The 17,946-nt window shown below is 66.8% G+C and carries 16 protein-coding genes and 1 pseudogene; 5 read left to right on the top strand and 12 right to left on the bottom strand.

Going from position 1 to position 17,946, the window contains the following annotated elements:
• The first annotated feature begins 118 nt into the window (after positions 1 to 118).
• Positions 119 to 967: a caspase domain-containing protein gene (locus OC450_RS27865; protein WP_256809503.1), complete on the top strand. Its 849-nt coding sequence runs from the start codon at positions 119 to 121 to the stop codon at positions 965 to 967.
• A gap of 265 nt (positions 968 to 1,232) precedes the next feature.
• Here OC450_RS27865 and OC450_RS27860 read toward each other — a convergent pair whose 3' ends face one another.
• The 4 genes from OC450_RS27860 to OC450_RS27845 form a co-directional block, all read right to left on the bottom strand.
• Complete coding sequence (locus OC450_RS27860; protein WP_211387207.1) at positions 1,233 to 2,123, bottom strand: efflux RND transporter periplasmic adaptor subunit; 891 nt, start codon at positions 2,121 to 2,123, stop codon at positions 1,233 to 1,235.
• A 226-nt stretch (positions 2,124 to 2,349) separates the two neighbouring features.
• Positions 2,350 to 2,481, bottom strand: coding sequence for a hypothetical protein (locus OC450_RS27855; protein WP_262049048.1), 132 nt, complete (start codon positions 2,479 to 2,481; stop codon positions 2,350 to 2,352).
• Positions 2,482 to 2,589: 108 nt separating this feature from the next.
• The gene (locus OC450_RS27850; protein ID WP_262049039.1) at positions 2,590 to 3,714 is read right to left on the bottom strand and encodes a lactonase family protein; all 1,125 of its coding nucleotides are present in this window, start codon (positions 3,712 to 3,714) and stop codon (positions 2,590 to 2,592) included.
• Between the two features lie 120 nt (positions 3,715 to 3,834).
• Positions 3,835 to 3,966, bottom strand: a complete 132-nt coding sequence (locus OC450_RS27845; protein ID WP_256805408.1) for a hypothetical protein — start codon at positions 3,964 to 3,966, stop codon at positions 3,835 to 3,837.
• Positions 3,967 to 4,113: 147 nt separating this feature from the next.
• On the opposite strand from OC450_RS27845, the gene OC450_RS27840 reads away from it, so the two are divergent.
• On the top strand, positions 4,114 to 4,290 hold the full coding sequence (locus tag OC450_RS27840; RefSeq protein WP_211387248.1) for a hypothetical protein: 177 nt from the start codon (positions 4,114 to 4,116) through the stop codon (positions 4,288 to 4,290).
• 97 nt (positions 4,291 to 4,387) lie between these two features.
• On the top strand, positions 4,388 to 4,510 hold the full coding sequence (locus OC450_RS27835) for a hypothetical protein (RefSeq protein ID WP_256805409.1): 123 nt from the start codon (positions 4,388 to 4,390) through the stop codon (positions 4,508 to 4,510).
• Between the two features lie 226 nt (positions 4,511 to 4,736).
• On the opposite strand, the gene OC450_RS27830 is transcribed toward OC450_RS27835, so the two are convergent.
• From OC450_RS27830 to OC450_RS27805, 6 genes and pseudogenes are all read right to left on the bottom strand, one after another.
• Positions 4,737 to 5,654: an MBL fold metallo-hydrolase gene (locus tag OC450_RS27830; protein ID WP_211387209.1), complete on the bottom strand. Its 918-nt coding sequence runs from the start codon at positions 5,652 to 5,654 to the stop codon at positions 4,737 to 4,739.
• Between the two features lie 94 nt (positions 5,655 to 5,748).
• Positions 5,749 to 6,954 (bottom strand): NAD(P)/FAD-dependent oxidoreductase, encoded by a 1,206-nt coding sequence (locus OC450_RS27825; RefSeq protein WP_262049038.1) that lies wholly within the window; start codon positions 6,952 to 6,954, stop codon positions 5,749 to 5,751.
• Positions 6,955 to 7,058: 104 nt separating this feature from the next.
• On the bottom strand, positions 7,059 to 7,349 hold the full coding sequence (locus OC450_RS27820) for a hypothetical protein (RefSeq protein ID WP_211387211.1): 291 nt from the start codon (positions 7,347 to 7,349) through the stop codon (positions 7,059 to 7,061).
• Positions 7,350 to 7,447: 98 nt separating this feature from the next.
• Positions 7,448 to 7,600, bottom strand: a pseudogene (locus OC450_RS27815) (helix-turn-helix domain-containing protein); the annotation flags it as partial.
• A 409-nt stretch (positions 7,601 to 8,009) separates the two neighbouring features.
• Positions 8,010 to 10,673, bottom strand: coding sequence for an EAL domain-containing protein (locus tag OC450_RS27810; protein WP_262049037.1), 2,664 nt, complete (start codon positions 10,671 to 10,673; stop codon positions 8,010 to 8,012).
• 138 nt (positions 10,674 to 10,811) lie between these two features.
• Positions 10,812 to 11,504 (bottom strand): hypothetical protein, encoded by a 693-nt coding sequence (locus OC450_RS27805; RefSeq protein WP_256805412.1) that lies wholly within the window; start codon positions 11,502 to 11,504, stop codon positions 10,812 to 10,814.
• A 190-nt stretch (positions 11,505 to 11,694) separates the two neighbouring features.
• Between OC450_RS27805 and OC450_RS27800 the strand changes: the two genes are divergently transcribed.
• Positions 11,695 to 12,798: a LysM peptidoglycan-binding domain-containing protein gene (locus OC450_RS27800; protein ID WP_211387247.1), complete on the top strand. Its 1,104-nt coding sequence runs from the start codon at positions 11,695 to 11,697 to the stop codon at positions 12,796 to 12,798.
• Between the two features lie 134 nt (positions 12,799 to 12,932).
• Entirely contained in the window at positions 12,933 to 14,204 is a 1,272-nt protein-coding gene (locus OC450_RS27795) for a Spy/CpxP family protein refolding chaperone (RefSeq protein WP_249129696.1), read from the top strand.
• On the opposite strand, the gene OC450_RS27790 is transcribed toward OC450_RS27795, so the two are convergent.
• Complete coding sequence (locus tag OC450_RS27790) at positions 14,205 to 15,032, bottom strand: hypothetical protein (RefSeq protein ID WP_262049036.1); 828 nt, start codon at positions 15,030 to 15,032, stop codon at positions 14,205 to 14,207.
• A gap of 262 nt (positions 15,033 to 15,294) precedes the next feature.
• On the bottom strand, positions 15,295 to 17,742 hold the full coding sequence (locus OC450_RS27785; protein WP_262049035.1) for an adenylate/guanylate cyclase domain-containing protein: 2,448 nt from the start codon (positions 17,740 to 17,742) through the stop codon (positions 15,295 to 15,297).
• Positions 17,743 to 17,946 lie beyond the last annotated feature (204 nt).

The raw sequence follows: 17,946 nt of genomic DNA, 5'->3' as shown, positions 1-17,946 counted from the left end.
TTGCGCGCAATTCGGGGGCACACCCCGGCCAATCCCTCAAACCTAAAGACGCTAGCGCGCTACTCAACCTGTATGCGCGCGCTTGGCTGGTCTTTGGCACTGACAGGAATGAAGCGAGATGAATGTTAGGCAGCTCGACATTTCCCGACGCACGATTGCGGTGGCCGCAGCCCTCATCGGCACGGTCTCGCTCGTGATCGGCGCCCATGCTGCTCTCAACATGCGCGCGCTCGATGCGGCCAAGGCCGTCTCGACCGACCAGGTCACGGGCTCGATCGGCCAGACCTCCCGCCTCGCGCTCGTCATCGGCAATGGACATTATCCCGACGCCAACGCGCCGCTGACCCAGTCGATCAACGACGCCCGCGCGCTGTCCTCGTCGCTGCGCAAGAACGGCTTTGACGTCGACATGGTGGAAGACGCGACCAAGGACGACATGGTCCGTGCCGTCAACCGCCTGAAGTCCCGGATCAAGCGCGACACCGTCGTCATGCTGTTCTTCGGCGGCTACGGCGTGCAGGCCGGCCGCGAAAGCTTCATGCTGCCGGTCGATGCCGTGATCTGGAAGGAAAACGACGTCCGCCGCCAGGGCGTCTCCATCGAGGGCGTGCTCGACATGATGAAGGAGCAGGGCGCCAAGGCCAAGCTCGTCGTGGTCGACGCCTCTCGCCGTAACCCTTACGAGCGCCGCTTCCGCTCCTACAGCCACGGCCTCGCGCCGATCAGCACGCCGGACAATGCGCTGATCCTCTCCTCGGCTTCGCCCGGCAAGGTCGTCGACGACGGCAAGGGCGAGCACAGCGTGCTGGTCAGCGAGTTCCTCAACAACCTCAATGCGCAGGGCAGCGCCGAGAGCGTCTTCAACAAGACCCGCGTCGCCATCTCGCGCGCGAGCGAAGGCGACCAGGTCCCGTCGGTCTCCTCCTCGTTGCTCGAAGACGTCCATTTCGGCGAAGCCGGCGGCTAGTTTTCTTTCCACCCTCCCCTGGAGGGGAAGGGTCGATCGCATAGGACAGCGGGAGGTTTCCGAAAGAGCTCGGCCTGCATGGTTCCAGACGCCCGCTTTGGCGGGCTCCTCACCCTGAGGGTCTGATATCTCACCGCAAAACGCCACCTCATCCTGAGAGCCCGCCGTAGGCGGGCGTCCGCAGGCAAGCTGCCCGCCACGCTTTTCTTCATATGCGATTCCCCTGCCCTTCAGGGGAGGGTGCAGAGTCTCGTCTCGCTGAATTCTACTTCGCCGCTTCCGCGGCCATCACCGGGCGCACCGGATCGCCTTCGCGCAACAGCGCGCCGGCGCGGGCGACGATGACGTCGCCGTCGTTGAGGCCGTCGCGAACCTCGATATTGCCGCCCGACATCAGCCCGACCTCGACCCGCTTGGTCTCGACGCGGTTGCGGCGGATCACCTGCACGACGGTGCCGGCGGAGGAATATTGCACGGCCGTCAGCGGCACGGCGACGTTGCAGCTCTGCCCGCTCTTGATCAGAGCGCGCCCGCTCGCATTCAGCAACAGCCGCTTCTGCGAGGAGATGCCGATATAGACCATGCCTTGCTGGATGTTCGGCTCGACGGTCGGGCCGATGCGGCGCACCTTGCCGTCGATGTCGCCGGCGCCGGCGATGCGCACCGTCGCCGTCTGGTTGATCGCGAGCTTGCGCACGTCGCTGGTCGCGACGAGGGCGACGAGATCGTATTCGCTGCGCGCCACGATCGTGAACAGTGCCTCGCCCTTGGCCGAAGCGAGATTGCCGATCTGCGCGGTCGAGGTCGCGATCACGCCCGCCACGGGCGCGGTGACCTGAAGCGTGCCGCCTTCCGGCAGCGCCAGCCGCGCCAGCACCTGTCCGGCCGTGGTCGTCTCGCCGGCTTCCGCCAGCACCTCCGTCACCTTCAGGCCCGGGCGCTCGGGCCGCACCGAGGTCACCTCGCGCGCGATGGTCGTGCCGGTGGCCTCGACGATGTCGGAGAAGCAGGATTTCGCGACCTTCAGCACCGTGACTGCCGGCCCCTTGGGCGCGTCGTCATCGGCGGCGGCAGCCGGATATTGGCCGAAGACGAGCACTCCGGCGATGGCTGCGGGAAACAGGCTTCTAACAACGGAACGGGGCAAATCGCGCATCGGGAATTCCACGGGAGCTATGCCTCCAATCGATAGCAGATGGCAGCGGCCCGGACTACGGCAGCGTTGTCCCAAAGCGGGATGCCTCGCCGCCGCCGGCTGCCGCGGCAAGTCCTTGATTAGTCGCGCGATCGGAGATCAGGTTCGCTCGCCGCCGGGCAGGGCGTCGTGGTCGCACAGCCTGTGGTTCGAGATGGGATGGAACGGTTCGTCTTCGAGCCGCTGGTCAGCCTCGGCGAACTCCGAGCAGCTTGCCGGTGGCACGGTCGATCAGATGCAGCCGCGTACAGGCCGGGCAGGACACCGAAACGTGCGTGAGATCGGCCGGCTCGTCGCCAAGCCGATGCTGCACGTTCATGCCGGTCTGAGGGCACTTGAAGACAATATGGCGGTCCATCGCCGCCATATGACGACAAGACGGTGACTTTGAAATTACGGATGTTTACTTAGGCCGGCCCGCGATCCCTCACGGCAGGCTCAAGAACTCCACCCAGTTCGGCTTCTTGCCGGTGGCGTAGGATTTCAGCTTGCTGAGCGCGCCGCTGCTTTGGTCGATGGCATAGACCGTCATGCTGTCCGAGAGCTCGCCGACCGCGGCGAGGTAGCGCCCGGTGGGATCGATGTGGAAGCCGCGCGGCTGCTTCTCGGTCGGCACGCTGCCGATCGTGGTCAGCTTGCCGCTGGTTGCATCGACCTTGTAGGCGGCGAGTGTGTTGGTGGTGCGCTCGGAGGCGTAGAGGAAACGGCCGTCCGGGGTGATGTGGATGTCGGCGGCCCAGGGCTTTCCGGTAAATCCTTCGGGCAAGGCGGTGGTGCGCTGGATCTCGTCCCATGCGCCGCCCTTTGCCTCATAGGCGAACGCCGCGACGTCGCCGTTCAGCTCGTGGACGAGATAGATGAACTTGCCGTTGGGGTGGAACACGAAATGCCGCGGCCCCGATTTCTCCGGCACCTTGTGCGCCGGCGGATCGTTCGGCGTGAGCGTGCCGGCCGTGGCATCGAACGCGAAGGCCAGCACCTGGTCGGAGCCGAGATTGGTCGCGAACACGTAGCGATTGTCGGGCGAGGGCAGGAAGGCGTGGGCGTTCAGCCCGGTCGGGATCACCTGCTTCGGCTCGCCCGCGACGCCGCTGGCGAGCAATGGATTGAGCGCGACCTTGTTGCCGCCATAGGACGCGCTGAACAGGAATTTGCCGGTGCGGTCGCTGGCGATATTGGCCATGCTGTCGGCGAGCGGGCCGTTGCCGATATGGCTGAGCTGGCCGGTCTTGGGATCGATCGCAAAGCTCACCGCGAGGTACGGCTGCGAGCGGACACCGGCGATCAGCACGCGATGGTCGGGCGTGATCGCGAGCGGCGTCGAGGGGCCGGGCTTTTCGACGCCGGTGAAGGCGGCCGTCTGCACCGGCATCATCTCGCCGTTCTCGGCCATCTTGAACACGCTGATGTCGTTGCTGTCGGCGTTGCCGACATAGGCGAAGGTCTCGGCCATGCCGGCGCGGACTCCAGAAATGAGAGTGAGGAAAGCGAGGGTGGTGGCGATCGCGGCGCGTGGCGCGGCGGATGCGATGCGTCGGGTCGGTCTCGACATGGGGTCCTCCTGAAAGCCGGTGCGGCATTGTTGTTTTGAAGGCGAGGATAGCGGGTGCCGCCCCGCCGCACCAAATTCCAATTGGGATCGATCGATGCCGAAATCGTATCGGTGGGCGGGTTATCGCACCGCTGCTGTGCGGGAGGGCAGATGCGGAACGGACGGGCGATCGGGCGGCCCGAGCACGGTCCACACGGTGAGCGCGAGCAGCGCGCAGGTCAGGACAGTCCAGGCGACGAGTCGCTTCCGCATCAGCCGAATCCGTCCCTCAAATGGATCCCCCCGGGGGGCTCGGCGTCATCCTGCACTGCAAACCGCGGCGATCCTATGAACTCGTTCACAGGCCAAAACAGCCGGGCGTCCATGCGAACCAATGCCGCGCGAACGCATTGACCCGGCATGCCCCGTGAAAACGATCTGGAAGGTAAGCCCGACATGGGCGGCAAGCATGGCGGTCAGGCCGGCCAGCCCAAGCCGCCGCCGCGCCCGCGCGCGGGTCCGCGTGATGAGGACGTCGTGGCAAAGCGCCACACCGGTCAAACCGATCGCACGCCGCCGCCGACCAACAAAAAATAGCGCCCTCGCCCGCGCCGCGCGCGCATCGGGAACGGCAGGGTCGACTTGCCGTTACCCTGATCCCGCGGGCGAAGGCGATCGAAACGGAGGCTGGCACGTGTTTTGGATTTATTGGGACACCGCCTGGTCGCTCATCATCAGCGGCATCATGTTCGCCACCATCGTCACCCATCCCGACGCCGAGTTCGCCGAGATCCGGGCGGCCAGGCAGGCCAAGTAAGCGCGAAGCAAACGCGCGCCGCCCGGTTCAACGGCGCATCGTTGCATGCCGCGCCGCGCCCCGGGACACGAAGGTTCATATCTCAAATCATGCTGCCGGCCGGGGTCCAGCCGTCTCAGCCGGGCGATAACCGCAAGGTCCGAGGTTTGATCCTGTTTTTCCGGGAGGGCGCGCACTCATGTTTCAACGAGTCCGCGCCCTGCTTGGGCGCTAGCCTGAGAAGCGGTCAGTAGTCCCAGAACACCGGCACCCAGCGGAAGGCATCGCCGTCGGCGGCGACCCGGCCCACCGACGGGAACGGCAGGTGGGTGGCCACCAGCATCTCGCCGCTCTCGGCAAGCTCGCGCAAGAGACGGACACGAACCCGTGCCGCCTGCTCGGGGTCGTGCTCGAAACCATTGTGCCAGTCGGGTTGCTCGAACCCGACGGCAAACACGGCGTCGCCGGCGAATGTCAGCGCGTCACCGCCGGACGCCATGCGAACCACGCTGTGTCCGGGGGTATGGCCGCCAGTGCGACGGGCGATGACGCCAGGCGCAATCTCGTGCTCGTCATCGAACAGCCGCAGCTGACTGCCGTACTCCTTCACGAACCGCTTGGCGGTCGATCGCAGCGCGTCCGGGAATCCTTCCGGCATGGCAGTGCGGGAGAAATCGGGCGCCTCCCAGAACTTGACCTCGGCGGCCGCGACGTGGATCCGCAGGTCCTTGCGCAGCTGTTCCTTCACTCCGTCGACGAGCAGCCCGCCGATGTGGTCCATGTGCAAATGGGTCAGCACCAGATCGGTCACGGACGCAAGATCGATCCCGGCCGCCGCCAGTCGCTTGATCAACTGCCCGGCTCGCGGCAAATGCAGGTTCGGGTCGGAGCCCAGCCCAGCGTCGATGAGGATGGTCTTGCCGCCGCTGCGGACCATGACCGCGTTCAGCGCCCAGTCGAAAGCGTCCTGCGGCAGGAACATGTCGTGCAGCCAGGCCGCGCGGACCGCCGGATCGGCGTTGTGCGCCAGCATCGTAGTCGGGAGCGGCAGCACGCCATCGCTGACCACCAGCACGTCGATCTCGCCGATCCGCAATGCGTAGCGTGACGGCACCAGCTCTTCGGGGCCCGATGAGCGGGGATATGAGGTGTTGTGCAGATTCATGTTCGTCTCCGGTTTCAAGGATAGAGGCTTCCGGCTGGTCCTGGTCGAGCAGGCCGCGCCGCCGGGGAGAGCGCGGCCCTTATTGCTTCGCGCGTCAGAGGCTGGTCACGCGCTCCGGATCGGCCGAGGCGAGGGCGGCGGCGCGCTCGGCCTTCGGCGGGGAGATCCAGACGGTGTTGATCTCCCGCTTGGTCTTCTTGGCGACGTCGCCGACCATCTCGACCGTGCGCTCCCAGCCGCGCGTGAACAGCGCACCGGCCTCGCCGAGGTCGAGGCACGTGACGTAAGCCTTCTGGTGGTAGGGCCTGGTCGGAACGCCGAGCAGCTCGGCAGCGGCGTTGTTGCCGGCAAAGGCGCCCATCCGCGTGGCGTGCTGGCACGACATCAGCGCGTGATTGCCGTCGTCGTCGCACGCGGCACGCGCGGCATCGCCGGTGGCGAAGACGCCGGCGACACCGGGCACGCGCAGATCGCGGTCCACCAGCAGCCGGCCGAAACTGTCGCGCTCGGCGGGGATCTGCGCGGTCAGCGGCGCGGCGCGAATACCCGCCGCCCAGATCATTGTTTCGGTTTCGATGTGCTCGCCGTTCGACAGCGTGACGCCGGATTGATCGAGCGAGACGATGCCGGCGCCGAGCCGTGTCTCGACGCCGAGCTTGCGCAGCGCTTCCGCGATGAGAGGGCGGGGGCCTTCGCCCATGTCGGGCGCGATCGCATTGTTGCGCTCGACGATGACGATGCGGAGCCTGGCATCCTTGCCGAAGATTCCGCGCAGCCGCGACGGCATCTCCGTTGCCGCCTCGATGCCGGTGAAGCCGCCGCCGGCGACGACCACCGTATCGCGTCCGTTCGCGGCGGGCCGCGTCGGAAGATTGTGCAGATGCTTGTCGAGCGCAACCGCATCATCGAGCGTATCGACGCTGAAGCCGTGCTCGGCGAGACCCGGGATGTTCGGACGGAACAGCCGGCTGCCGGTGGCCACGACGAGGCGGTCGTAGGACAGGGTCTTTCGCGGGCCGTTCGGAACCGTGATCTGCACCGTTCGAGCCTCGGTGTTGATCGTCTCGGCGCTGCCCTGGATGTAATCGACGTCGATCGCCGTGAGGACATCGAGCAGCGGCGCCGTCAGGGTTTCCGGCTTCGGCTCGTAGAGCCGCGGACGGACCACCAGAAAAGGCTCCGGTGCGACCAGCGCGATCTGGAGATCCTGCGGCGAGGCGCCCTGGATGTCGCGCAGGCGGGCTGCGGAGAGGGCGGCGTACATGCCGGCGAAGCCGGCGCCGATGATGATGATTCGCATCGATTTTCTCCTTGTTTGCTTTTCGAAAGGCCGCGTGCGACCGCGCTACTGCGTTGAGGGCAGCGTCCGACGACGGCATGTGGGTGCGAGGTGGATCGCGCCTCTTAAGGCGCGCTGCAGCGTGCCAGCGGCGAGCCCGGCGGCCGGCCGTAGCCGAAGACGACAGGCTGAGGCTCATTTCGGCCCCAGTCCTGATAGGGAAGGCCGGGATCATTTCGGGTCATGATGGACAGCGGCGGATGTGTCGGGTGCATGGCGTACGCGGGCACTTCAACCTCCTCGCCGGTCGCCGACGTGAAGCGAACGGCCAGCGAGAGTCCGTACAGGGTTGCGGTCGCAAGGCGTCGGTGGCGAGCCGCGATCACCCGTCGGCTGACGAAGTCTTTCCAAATCATCTTGGGTCTCCATCGATTGCTCTGGACATGGTGATGATGTAGCCGACCGGATTTGCCGCTGCGCCAGAGCGATTGCCGCGGTTGCAGCGCGATTGCTGCTAACGCCTGCGCCTGCGCCAGTCGCTCGGGGTCTCGCCGGTCAGCTTCCGGAACGCCGCCGCGAACGCCGTCTGCGAGGAATAGCCGAGCGCGGCCGCGATCGAGGCGACCGTTTCGCGGTCGTCGCGCAGCATGTTCATGGCCATCCCGAGCACGCGCGCCATCTCCGCATCGGCGGTGCGCCGCTCGCATGTCGGGCGGTTGTCGGGCTGCGCGTAAGGCGCAGGCGGCGAGCCCTTGTGCGAGGAATCGCGCATGAGTGAGGTGGTCTCGGTCATGGTGTGGCTCTCCTGATCATCCCGAGGTTTCGATCAGTCGTCCGAATTTGTACGGAACGGCGCTTGTTCTAGGCGCCGCGAACGCCAAGCGTATTTCCTGAATCGGCCATGCCTTGTCCGATCCTGCGCCAAGCCGAGGCGCGCTTGCGCGAACGCACGGCGGGCGGCCGATGCGGGACGGATGCTTTAAGAAAACAGGTGAGGCAGGCTGTCACATGGATGGAGCTTGCCCGATTCCGCGATAGATCCCGCAGATGGACGGTGCGGCGATGGTTGCGCGCCGCTAGGCCGCCGCCGCCTGCGCCGAGAGCAATTGCTTCAGCTTCGCCGCGGGCACGGCCGGGCTGAACAGCCAGCCTTGCATCTGGCTGCATCCGAGCTGGCGCAGCACTTCGCGCTGCGCCTCGGTCTCGACGCCTTCCGCGGTCGTCACCATGTGGCGCGCGGCGGCCATATGCACCACGGCCTGAACGATCGGCGAGGAATCCTCCGACTGGCCGATGTCGCTGATGAAGCTGCGGTCGATCTTGATCTTGTCGAAGGGGAAGCGGTGCAGATAGCTCAGCGACGAATAGCCGGTGCCGAAATCGTCGAGCGCGATGCGCACGCCGAGCTCGCGCAGCTGCTGCAGGACCGTCAGTGCCTCTGCGTCGTCGCGAATGAGGACGGTCTCGGTGATTTCGAGCTCGAGCCGTCCGGGCGCCAGCCCCGACTCCGCGAGCGCGGCGGCGACCTTGAGCGCCAGCGTCCGCGAGCGGAACTGCACGGGCGAGACGTTGACCGCGATGTGGATCTGGCCGGGCCAGCTTGCGGCCTCGAGGCAGGCCTGCTTCAGCACCCATTCGCCGATCTCGCCGATCAGGCCGGTGTCTTCCGCGACGGGAATGAAGTCCGCGGGCGAAACCATGCCGCGTTCGGGATGGCGCCAGCGCAGCAGCGCCTCGCAGCCGTTGACGACATTGGCTGCGAGATCGACCAGCGGCTGGTAGTGCACCTCGAACTCGCCGCGGGCGAGCGCCTGCCGCAGATCGAGCTCGAGCTGCCGGCGCTCCCGCGCCTTGGCGTCGTATTCGGGGGCGAACACGCGGTAGGTGCGGCGTCCCTCGGACTTGGCCGCGTACATCGCAAGATCGGCGCGCTTGAGCAGATCGTCGAGATTGTCGCCGTGTTCGGGCGCGATCGCGATGCCGATGCTGGCATCGGTCGGGATCTCCTGGCCGTTGCAGTTCACCGGCGCCCGCAGCGCCTTCAGGATCTGCTCGGCGAGCGCCGTCAGCTCGTCCTGGTCGCTGGTGCCGGCCTTGACGATGGCGAATTCGTCGCCGCCGAGCCGGGCGACGAGATCGTTGCCGCTGACGCAGGCGCGCAGCCGGTTCGCGACCTGGCGCAGCAGCTCGTCGCCGGCCTCATGGCCGAGCGAATCGTTGACGCCCTTGAACTCGTCGACGTCGATGTAGAGGATCGCGAACGGCTTGCCTTGGGCAAGCTCGGCGATGCGCCGCTCCAGATGGCCGCGCATCAGCACGCGGTTGGGCAGGTCGGTCAGCGCGTCGTAATGCGCCAGGTGAGCGATGCGCTCGTCGGCGCGGAGACGCTCGGTGGCGTCGTCATGGGTCGCCAGCCAGCCGCCGCCCGCGGCGGGCTGGTTCTTGATCTCGATCAGGCGGCCGTCGCCGGTCTCGACGATGGCGCTATGGGTCTGCTCGACACTGTTCAAGATGCCGTCGCAATAGGCGTCGACATCGCCGTCGAAGGACCCGGTGTCGTAGCGGTGCTGGATCACGTCGCGGAAATGGACGCCGGGCTTCACGACGTCGGCCGAAAGTCCGTACATCTCGATGTAGCGGCGGTTGCAGACGATCAGCCGCTCGTCCTGGTCGAACATCAGCAGGCCCTGCGTCATCGTGTTCATCGCGGTGTCGAGCCGCTGCTTCTCCACCGAGAGGCGGTGCGTCACCTGGCGGAAGATCAGGAACAGAGTGAGCACGAGCAGGCCGATCGACAGCACGGCAACGGCGACGAAGAACTTGGTTTGCGTGCGCCAGGTGGCGAGCGTCGCATCGAGCGACTTGGTCGCGACCACGACCAGCGGCTCGCCGGTCAGCATGCGCGAGGCGACGATGCGCTCCTTGCCGTCCACCGGGCTTGCTAGCTGGGTCGTGACGAAGGTGCGCTCGAAGATCGCCATCTGCTCGCGCGTGCCGTTGCGGAAATTCCGGCCTATCATCGTATCGACATGCGGAATGCGCGCGAGCAGCTGGCCGTTCTGGTGGTGCATCGCGATCGAGGATTCCTCGCCGAGCCCGCTCGAGGCGAAGAAGGATTCGAGCTGCTCCGGCGTGATCGCCCGCGAGACCAGCCCGAGAAATTCGCCGTGCGGGCCGGAGACGCGGCGCGCGAACACGATCGCCGGTCCGCTGCCGAGCCGGCCGGGCACCACCTCGACCTCTTCCTGCGAAGCCGGATCGTTCTTGAGGCGATTGAAATAGCCGCGGTCGGCGACCGAAATATCGGCGACCGGCCAGCGCCGCGACGAGTTGATCAGCAGGCCCTCGGCATCGAACACATTGGCGCCGGCGACGTCGGACCAGCCGCTGGCTTTGGCGCGCAGCACCTCGTGCATGGCGAGCGTGCCCATCTCGCTGCGGAATACGTCCGCGGATTCGATGCCATGGCTTTCGAGTTCCGCGATGACGCTCTTCTGCAGCACCGCAAAATCCTCGAACTCACGGTCGAAATGATGGGCCAGCAGGCGGACGGAATTCTCCAGGCTGTCGCGGCCGCTCTCGATCGCATTCTGCCGGAAGCGGTCGACGGTGAGCGCGGTGCCGATGGCCATCGCGACCATCAGCACGAAGCCACCCGCGATCAGCCATGTCAGCGGCGCTCCGCGCCAGCGGCGCAGCAACCCGCGCATGCGCGCGGTCCATCGGATCGATGTGCCCATCCAGCCCTCCCGTGGGATGCAAGATGCGGCAAAACCGACAAGACCTCGTTACCAGCGAGGGTTAGGAAAACATGAATCGGAGTGGAATCAGGGGGTTGGTTCCCTCGCAGCGGAACTTGCCGTTGGGCGATGACTGCCTTACCGGCGGATTTCCCATTTCAACGCGTCCGCATTGGTCTTGGCGAACATCGCCGGCACGTCGAAGGTCCCGGTCTTGAGATCGTAGCGGCATTTCCAGTCGGCCAGTCCCTTCACGGCGACGTTCTTCGGATGCTTGTCCATCTCGCCCGACAGCGAGATCACGAGGTAGCGGTTGTTGGGCCAATCGACGCCGAGCCAGCGATAGGCTTCTTCGGTGCCTTTCACCAGATTGGCCGAGATGTGGTAGTCGAGCTTCATCTTCCGGGTGTCGGGCCGGCTATGGAAATAGGCCCAGGCCAGATCGCTGAGCGAGGTCTTCGTCGCGCTGACGAAGGACCCCTTCCCGGCACGGTAGAGATAGAGGTCCTGCTCGCCCGAGCCGGTCTTCTGCATCCGCACCAGCCATTGCGAGTCGCTGGTGAAACGGAAGCCGGCCGGATAGCCCTGCTCCGGCTTCAGCTCGGTCATGTCTTCGCCGTGCCGCGCCCAGACCTGCCATTTGACGTCGAAATCGCCGCCGTCCTTCATGTACTGCTCGAGCCGGGTGGCCTTGTCGGGCGAGGTGAAGGCGAGTTCGGCATCGTCGGTGAGGGCGAATCCCGGCGGCGGGCCGGATGCGGCGAGCGCGGGCGATGCGGCCAGTGTCAGGGCAAGCGCCAGCCATTGTGCGGGGCGGCAAAATGCGTTCACGGGGAAATTCCTTAAGAAAAAAACTGCCGCGACGCGGCCTCGGTCATATGACGCCGGCGGGGTGGCGCCGGTTCATCCCCTGGCGACCCGGCCATCATCCTATCGACCGTCTTGCTGCCGTAGCCAAATCGGCGCAACTTGGTATCTTCCGCTGATTTACATGGTTCTTTCTGATCAAGGTCCGTTTCCGATGGTGACCGCGTCCAAGGCCTTCATTGCATTTTGTCTGCTTGCCGTGGGCGGCGCCGTGCTGGTGATCGGTCCCACCGAGCTGCGCCGTCTGCTGCCGGGCGGGACGAAGACCGGCACCGTCGTCGCCGCCAAGCCGGAGGCCAAAGCCGAACCCAAGGCCGAACTAAAGGCAGAACTCAAGGCCGAACCCAAGGTTGACGCCAAAGTCGAACCCAAGCCGGAACTCAAGCCGGAACAGCCGAAGCTCGCCGCCGCTGCGCCGCCGGCACCCGCCGCGTCGCCGGCGCCGGCCTCCGAGCCGAAGGGCGCGCTGGCCGAGACGCAGAAGCAGGTCACGGCCGCGCTCGCCGATCTTGCACCGGTCAAGCCGCTGCCGGCGGTTGCGGACCCCGGTCCCCGTTTCGACGTCGCGCGCGTCGACGATCACGGCGAGGCGGCGGTGATTGCGGGCCAGGCCGCGCCGGGCGCAAAGGTCGAGCTGCTGCGCGACGGCCAGCCGCTTGATTCCGTGGTCGCCGATGCGTCGGGTCAATTCGTGATGACGCCGCCGCAGCTTCCTGCCGGTTCCTATGAGCTGACCCTGCGGGCGAAATCGCCTGACGGCACCGTCACGCAATCCGCCCGCAGCATGCCGGTGACCGTTGCCGAAGCGGCGCCGCCGCCCGCGCGCCCCGCACCGGTCGCAAAGCAAGAGTCGAAGCAAGAGGCGAAACATGCCGAGAAGTCCGACGACAAATCCGATGTCGTTGCCTCCTTGCAGTCCACATCGCCGCGCGGTGCCTCGGCAGCGGACAGGCCAGCGGCCCGGCCGAGATTGATGGGCGCATCGAAGCCGAGGGGCGCCTCAGGGGTCATGGCGCGGGCGCCCGCGGCCGCGACGGCGGTTGCATCGGCCTCGCCGGCGGAAATCGTCGGCGGCACGCCGGCGGAAGCGGGTAGCCGGGTGATCTCTCGCGGCGACAGCCTGTGGGCGCTCAGCCGCCTCGCTTACGGCGACGGCGCCCGTTTTGCCGTGATCTACAACGCCAACCGCGACAAGATCCACAACCCCAATCTGATCTATCCCGGCCAGACCTTCGTGCTGCCGCAGAAGGCGGAGTAGTTTCTGCGACGGTTTGACCGTCACTGGCCCGGAACCTTCGGTTCCCCTGTGCGTCATCGTGATGCGCCGTGATGTGCGCTTGGCACCGGAGGAGGGCCAAGGTGGACAGCTCAGGGGTCGACAGGTCTGTGGTCATGTCGAGATCACGCTTCGGGCTTGCGCTGGCAGGCGCAACCCTCGTGCTTCTGGCAGTGCTGTTGCCGACTCGCGCCGAGGCGCAGTTCGGCTTGCGCGGCGGCCCGCTCGGCGTTGCCAGGTTTGCCGTCGGCCACATGATCGGTCTGTCGCGCCTGCGCCATGCCCGCATGGCGGTGCGGGGCGGCCGCTACCGTTCCGCCGCCTTGAGATCACAGAATCCGCGCGGTGCAGAGCGCGGCGAACCGTCCAATCCCTACGTCCTCCGTGCGGCGCTCACGGCGCAGGCTGCGCTGTCGGGCTGGCGCGGCGGCCGCCGTCCGCAGGGCTGGTGGCGGCACCCCGACGGCAGCTATGGCTGGGTCGGCCCGGTGTTCTGGCCGTTCGCCCATGACGACCTCACCACTGCAGTGGTCTTCGGCGATACGACCAGTCTCTCGCTCTACGGCTATGGCGACATCTATGCCGCGATCTTCGCGCCTTATGCGGCGACGGAGCTTGCCGCCTACACCGCGCCGCAAGGAAGGCGCGGACGAAGGGTCCCGACCGTGGACGCCGTCTGCGATGCCAGCGACACCGGCGGCCTTCCGGTCGACCGCATCGCCGCTGCCGTGCAGCCGAATGAATTGCAGCGCGTGGCGCTCGACGAGCTCGCCACCGCGTGGAATGGAGCTCGTGACACGATCCGTGCGACCTGCCCCACGCAGGTGCCCGCGACGGCCACGGAACGCCTCGGCCTGATGCGCGAGCGCCTCGAGGCGATGATCAAGGCAACGGATGCCGTCGCACCTGCGCTGGCAAAATTCGTCGATCTCCTCGACGACGACCAGAAGACGAGGCTCGATGCGCTGGCCAGGGACCGCCGCGTCGCGCTCGCGTCGATCCAGCAAAAGAATCCCCAGGCGGCATCGGCCTGCCAGGCGGACAGCGATCCCCGCTACGACGAGAAGGTGCAGCGCCAATACGAGCAGCTCGTGCAGCAGCAATGGCCCGCGGCCGACATCGCGTCCACGCTCAAGCTCGACGACATCGCCCGCGCGCGCCTCGACGTGCTGCAGGACACCACGCTGCGCACGATGGAGACCTTGAGCCCCTGTCCATCGAGCGCCGCCGCGACACCGCAGGCCCGCCTCGCCGCGGTGAAGACCCGGCTCGAGACCATGCTGCAGGCGGTGAGCGGTGTCGGCGATGCGCTCGACGATTTCGAAGCGGATTTGAGCGACGAGCAGAAGGCCGGCTTCGAGGCGATCGGGCCGAAGCGCGGGGCGTGATCACCCGCACGCCCAGTCGAACTTCATGTCCCTGAAGTCGAGCTGGGCATTGCCGCCGCCGAAATTGCAGCCGCCGAAATATTCCTCGAACTCGATGTAGAACGGGCTCATCTCCGGCACCGCCTGGCACGGTCGCATGGTTCCGCCGACATGATTGTGGGCGTGGTCCTTGCCCCAATCGTGCAGGCGGAAATTGTCGCGGCCCGGCACGCCGCCGACATAGTAGTAATAGGGCTGATAGCCGGTCGGCGGGTTCCGGCGTGTGCGCTCGTCCTGCGGGCCCTTGCCGGCATTGGGATCGGTGGCGCGCGGGACCAGCGCGATGGCGCGGGTCTCGCCGAGATCGGTGCGCGGCGAAGTGGCGAACATCTTCCTGGCGTAGGGTGCGGCGGCCTCGAAGAAGGCGTTGGCGCCGCCGACATCCAGCCAGCGCGGCCGATCGGCGCTCGCCTGCGCAAGCGGCGCCGGCGGAGCCGCGAATGAGCCGTCATATTCGGCCCTGGTCAGCAGCAGCGCGGCATATTCGTAATCGAGGATGTCGGTCATGCGCGACAGGCGCGGATGCGAGGCGCGCGCCAGCACCGCCTCGCGGATTTCGGGATCGTCGGGCGCGCCGCCGTCATTGTGATCGGGCGCGGTGGCGAAGAACGACACCGCGACGATGTCCTCGCCATGCACGCGATAATCCTCCGGCAGCAGAAGCGTGAAGCCGTGCATCAACGGATAGCCGGTGACGGGATCGAGCGGCCATTGCTCGGATGCAATGCCCGGCGGCAGGCCATAGACCCAGCCCTGGTCGTGCGCGCGATCGGCGGGCCGGTCCAGCATCTGCAAATCATACGCACGCGAAGGCAAGGCAAGCGCCACAGGCCGACTCCCATCCGGATTGTCGCCTCGTAGTTGAGGCGAGGGTTAGTCGCGGGGAGGAGGGAAGTGGTTCGTGGCCGGGGTGGGGGAATGATGCCATCCTGCCGGTGTTTTGCCCGACGTGTCAAACGGCTTCACCGCGCGCGCGTCATACGCGCAAGTCATTGATCCGGCACGCCCCGGCTACTGTGCATGGGGTTGTTTTCGACATTCTTTGTTTTGGCTACCCCCGCCGCCTTGCGGCCGCGGCATCCACCACGTTCTCCGCGCCGTCGGACCAGGACAAGATCTCCATCGCCAGCACCGGGTGGTTGAAGCCCTTGAGCTGGAGATCGTCGAGGGCGCGGGCTTCGACGAAAGGCTCGACGATGCCGTAGACGCGGCGGCTGACCACGATCTGGTTGGCCTTGGCCTCGCCGCAGAGGCGGGAGGCGAGGTTGGTGACGCTGCCGATCGCGGCATATTCCAGCCGCTGCTCGAAGCCGACCTGGCCGAGCGTGGCATAGCCGACCGCGATGCCGATGCCGAAGCCGAGGCTGTGCCCGCGGTTGCGCCAGCGCTCGGTCAGCGGGCCGATCGTGTCGCGCATCTCCAGCGCCATCTTCACGGCGCGCCTGGTGTGGTCCTCGAACTGGATCGGCGCGTTGAACAGGATCATCACGCCGTCGCCGGCATATTTGTCGAGCGTGCCCTCGTATTTGAAGATCAGCGTGCCGAGCGCTGCGTGGTATTCGCGCAGCACGTTCATCGCCTCTTCCGGCTCGGTCGCTTCGGTGAACGCGGTGAAGCCGCGCAGATCGCAGAACACCACGGTCACCTCGCGGCGCTGGCTGGTGAGCAGCCCCTCGGGGCTGTCGGACGAGGCGATCAGCTGCGCCACCTGCGGCGCCAGGAACCGCTCGAGCTTGCGGATGCGCTCGATCTCGCCGAGCTGGGTCTTGACGCGCTCCTCCAGCGACTTGTTCCAGTCCTTGAGCTGCTCGGTCTGTTCGCGCAGCTTGTCGGCCTGGGCGCGCACGGTCTCGTGCGCCGCGGCGAGCTCGCGGCCCTTGTGGTCGACCTCGGTGAACAGCCGCGCATTGCGCATCGCCAGCACGGCCTGGTTGGCGAAGGTGCGCATCAGGCCGATGACGCTGCTGGCGAACTCGCCGCGGGCGCGGCGCAGCACCACCAGCGAGCCGAGCGTGCCCTGCTGGTCGACCAGCGGCACCACCAGCACCGAATGGAAGCCGGAATCGATCGCGACGTCGCGCAGCGGCTGCTCGGCCGCATGGTCGAGATCGGCAATCGCGATCGGCTCGCCGCTCCCGGCGGCATCGCTCAGGATGTTCGCACCTTCCTCGATGGTGACATGCGCGCCGTCGGCGGATTTGTCGATGCCGACCGCCTCGACCAGGTTGAAGCGGCGCCCCTCGGCGTCATAGCCGTAGATCAGCACGGCGTCGGCATGGGTGATCTCGATCGCGCGCGCGGCGATGGTCGGCAGCACGGCGTCGAGGTCGAGCGAGGCGGCGACCGCGCGGCCGACCTCTTCCAGCACCTTGAGCTCGTTGATCGACTGCGCGAGGTCGCGGGTACGCTCCTCGACCTTGGTCTCCAGGTTCGAATAGGTCTCCTGGATCTGGCCCGCCATGCGGTTGAACTGGCCGGCGAGGTCTTCCAGCTCGTCGGAGGTGTGCACGTCGATGCGGTGGCTGAAATCACCCTCGCCGAGCTTGTGCGCGCCGTCGCGCAGCGCGGTGATCGGGATGATCATGCGGCGGGCGAGCAGCGTGCCGGCGAGGATCGCGACCATCAGGCCCATGCCGATCAGCAGCGCGATGCGCACCAGCTGGTCGCGGATCGGCATCAGGGCCTGCGTGGTCGGCTGTTCGAACATCACGCTCCAGCCGAGCTTGGGCACGGTGCTCGCGGCACTCATCACCGAATGGCCGTTGAAGTCGGTGCCCGACATGTCGGTCTCGTGGCCAGGCGCGACCGCGGCCGCAACCTGCGGCAGCTTCGACAGGTCCTTGCCGACATCGGGCCCTTTCGAGGACGTCGCCAGCACGCGGCCGCGCGGATCGACGACATAGGCGAAGGCGGCCTTGCCGACCTGGGCGTCGGACAGCAACTCGGAGAGGAAGCTGAGATCGAGCTCGGCGACCGTGACGCCGGCATTGAAGCCGGAATGCGCCACCGAGATCGACATGAACGGCGTCCGGTCCACGAACCAGGCCGGCGCGTAGCTGACGCCCCGGGCGACGGTTTCGGTGAAGCGCATGTCGCGGGAGAGGTCGGCATTGCTGCCGGTCGTGGTCGACTGGCGCGAGACGCGCAGCACCTCGCGTCCGTCGCCGTTGAGCTGGAACAGCTGGTTGACGACCGCGACCTGGTGCAGCAGCTGGGCATAATCGGCGCGGCGCTTCTCGAGCGTGTCCTGGCTCGCCCGCGTCACCCAGCTGATCTGGCGCTCCAGCTCCGAGATCGACTGCTCGATCCGCCGGGCGGCTGCTTGCGCCTTGTCCTCGAGACCGTCGGTCAGCTGTGTCTTGGTGGCGCGGTAGGAGATCCAGGTCTCCATCGCGCCGTTGACGGCGAGCACGAACACGACGAGGCCGACGAGGGAGACGACGTATTTGGCGAACAGGCCCTCGCGCAGAAACCGTGTCTTGTCGTTCGCTCCTGCCATCCCGATCCTCTCGCGCCACCATCGACGCCGGCGCTACGGGCCGCACGGACCCTGCGAGCCTTCTACCACAATCCGGGCCTACGGACTGCCCGAGGGACCGGTGAACCGGCCGCCTTGGTTACCCGCTGTGGGCGCAGCAGGCGGCGGAAGGGTGATCAATTGTCGCAGTCTCATCCTTTTGGAGGAAGCCGTGAGCGGGGAAGC

The sequence above is a fragment of the Bradyrhizobium sp. Bra78 genome, assembly GCF_024519855.1.
GTDB lineage: Bacteria > Pseudomonadota > Alphaproteobacteria > Rhizobiales > Xanthobacteraceae > Bradyrhizobium > Bradyrhizobium japonicum_G.
Note: the sequence above shows the minus strand (reverse complement) of the source record. Positions and strands in the feature narration are given on the sequence as shown.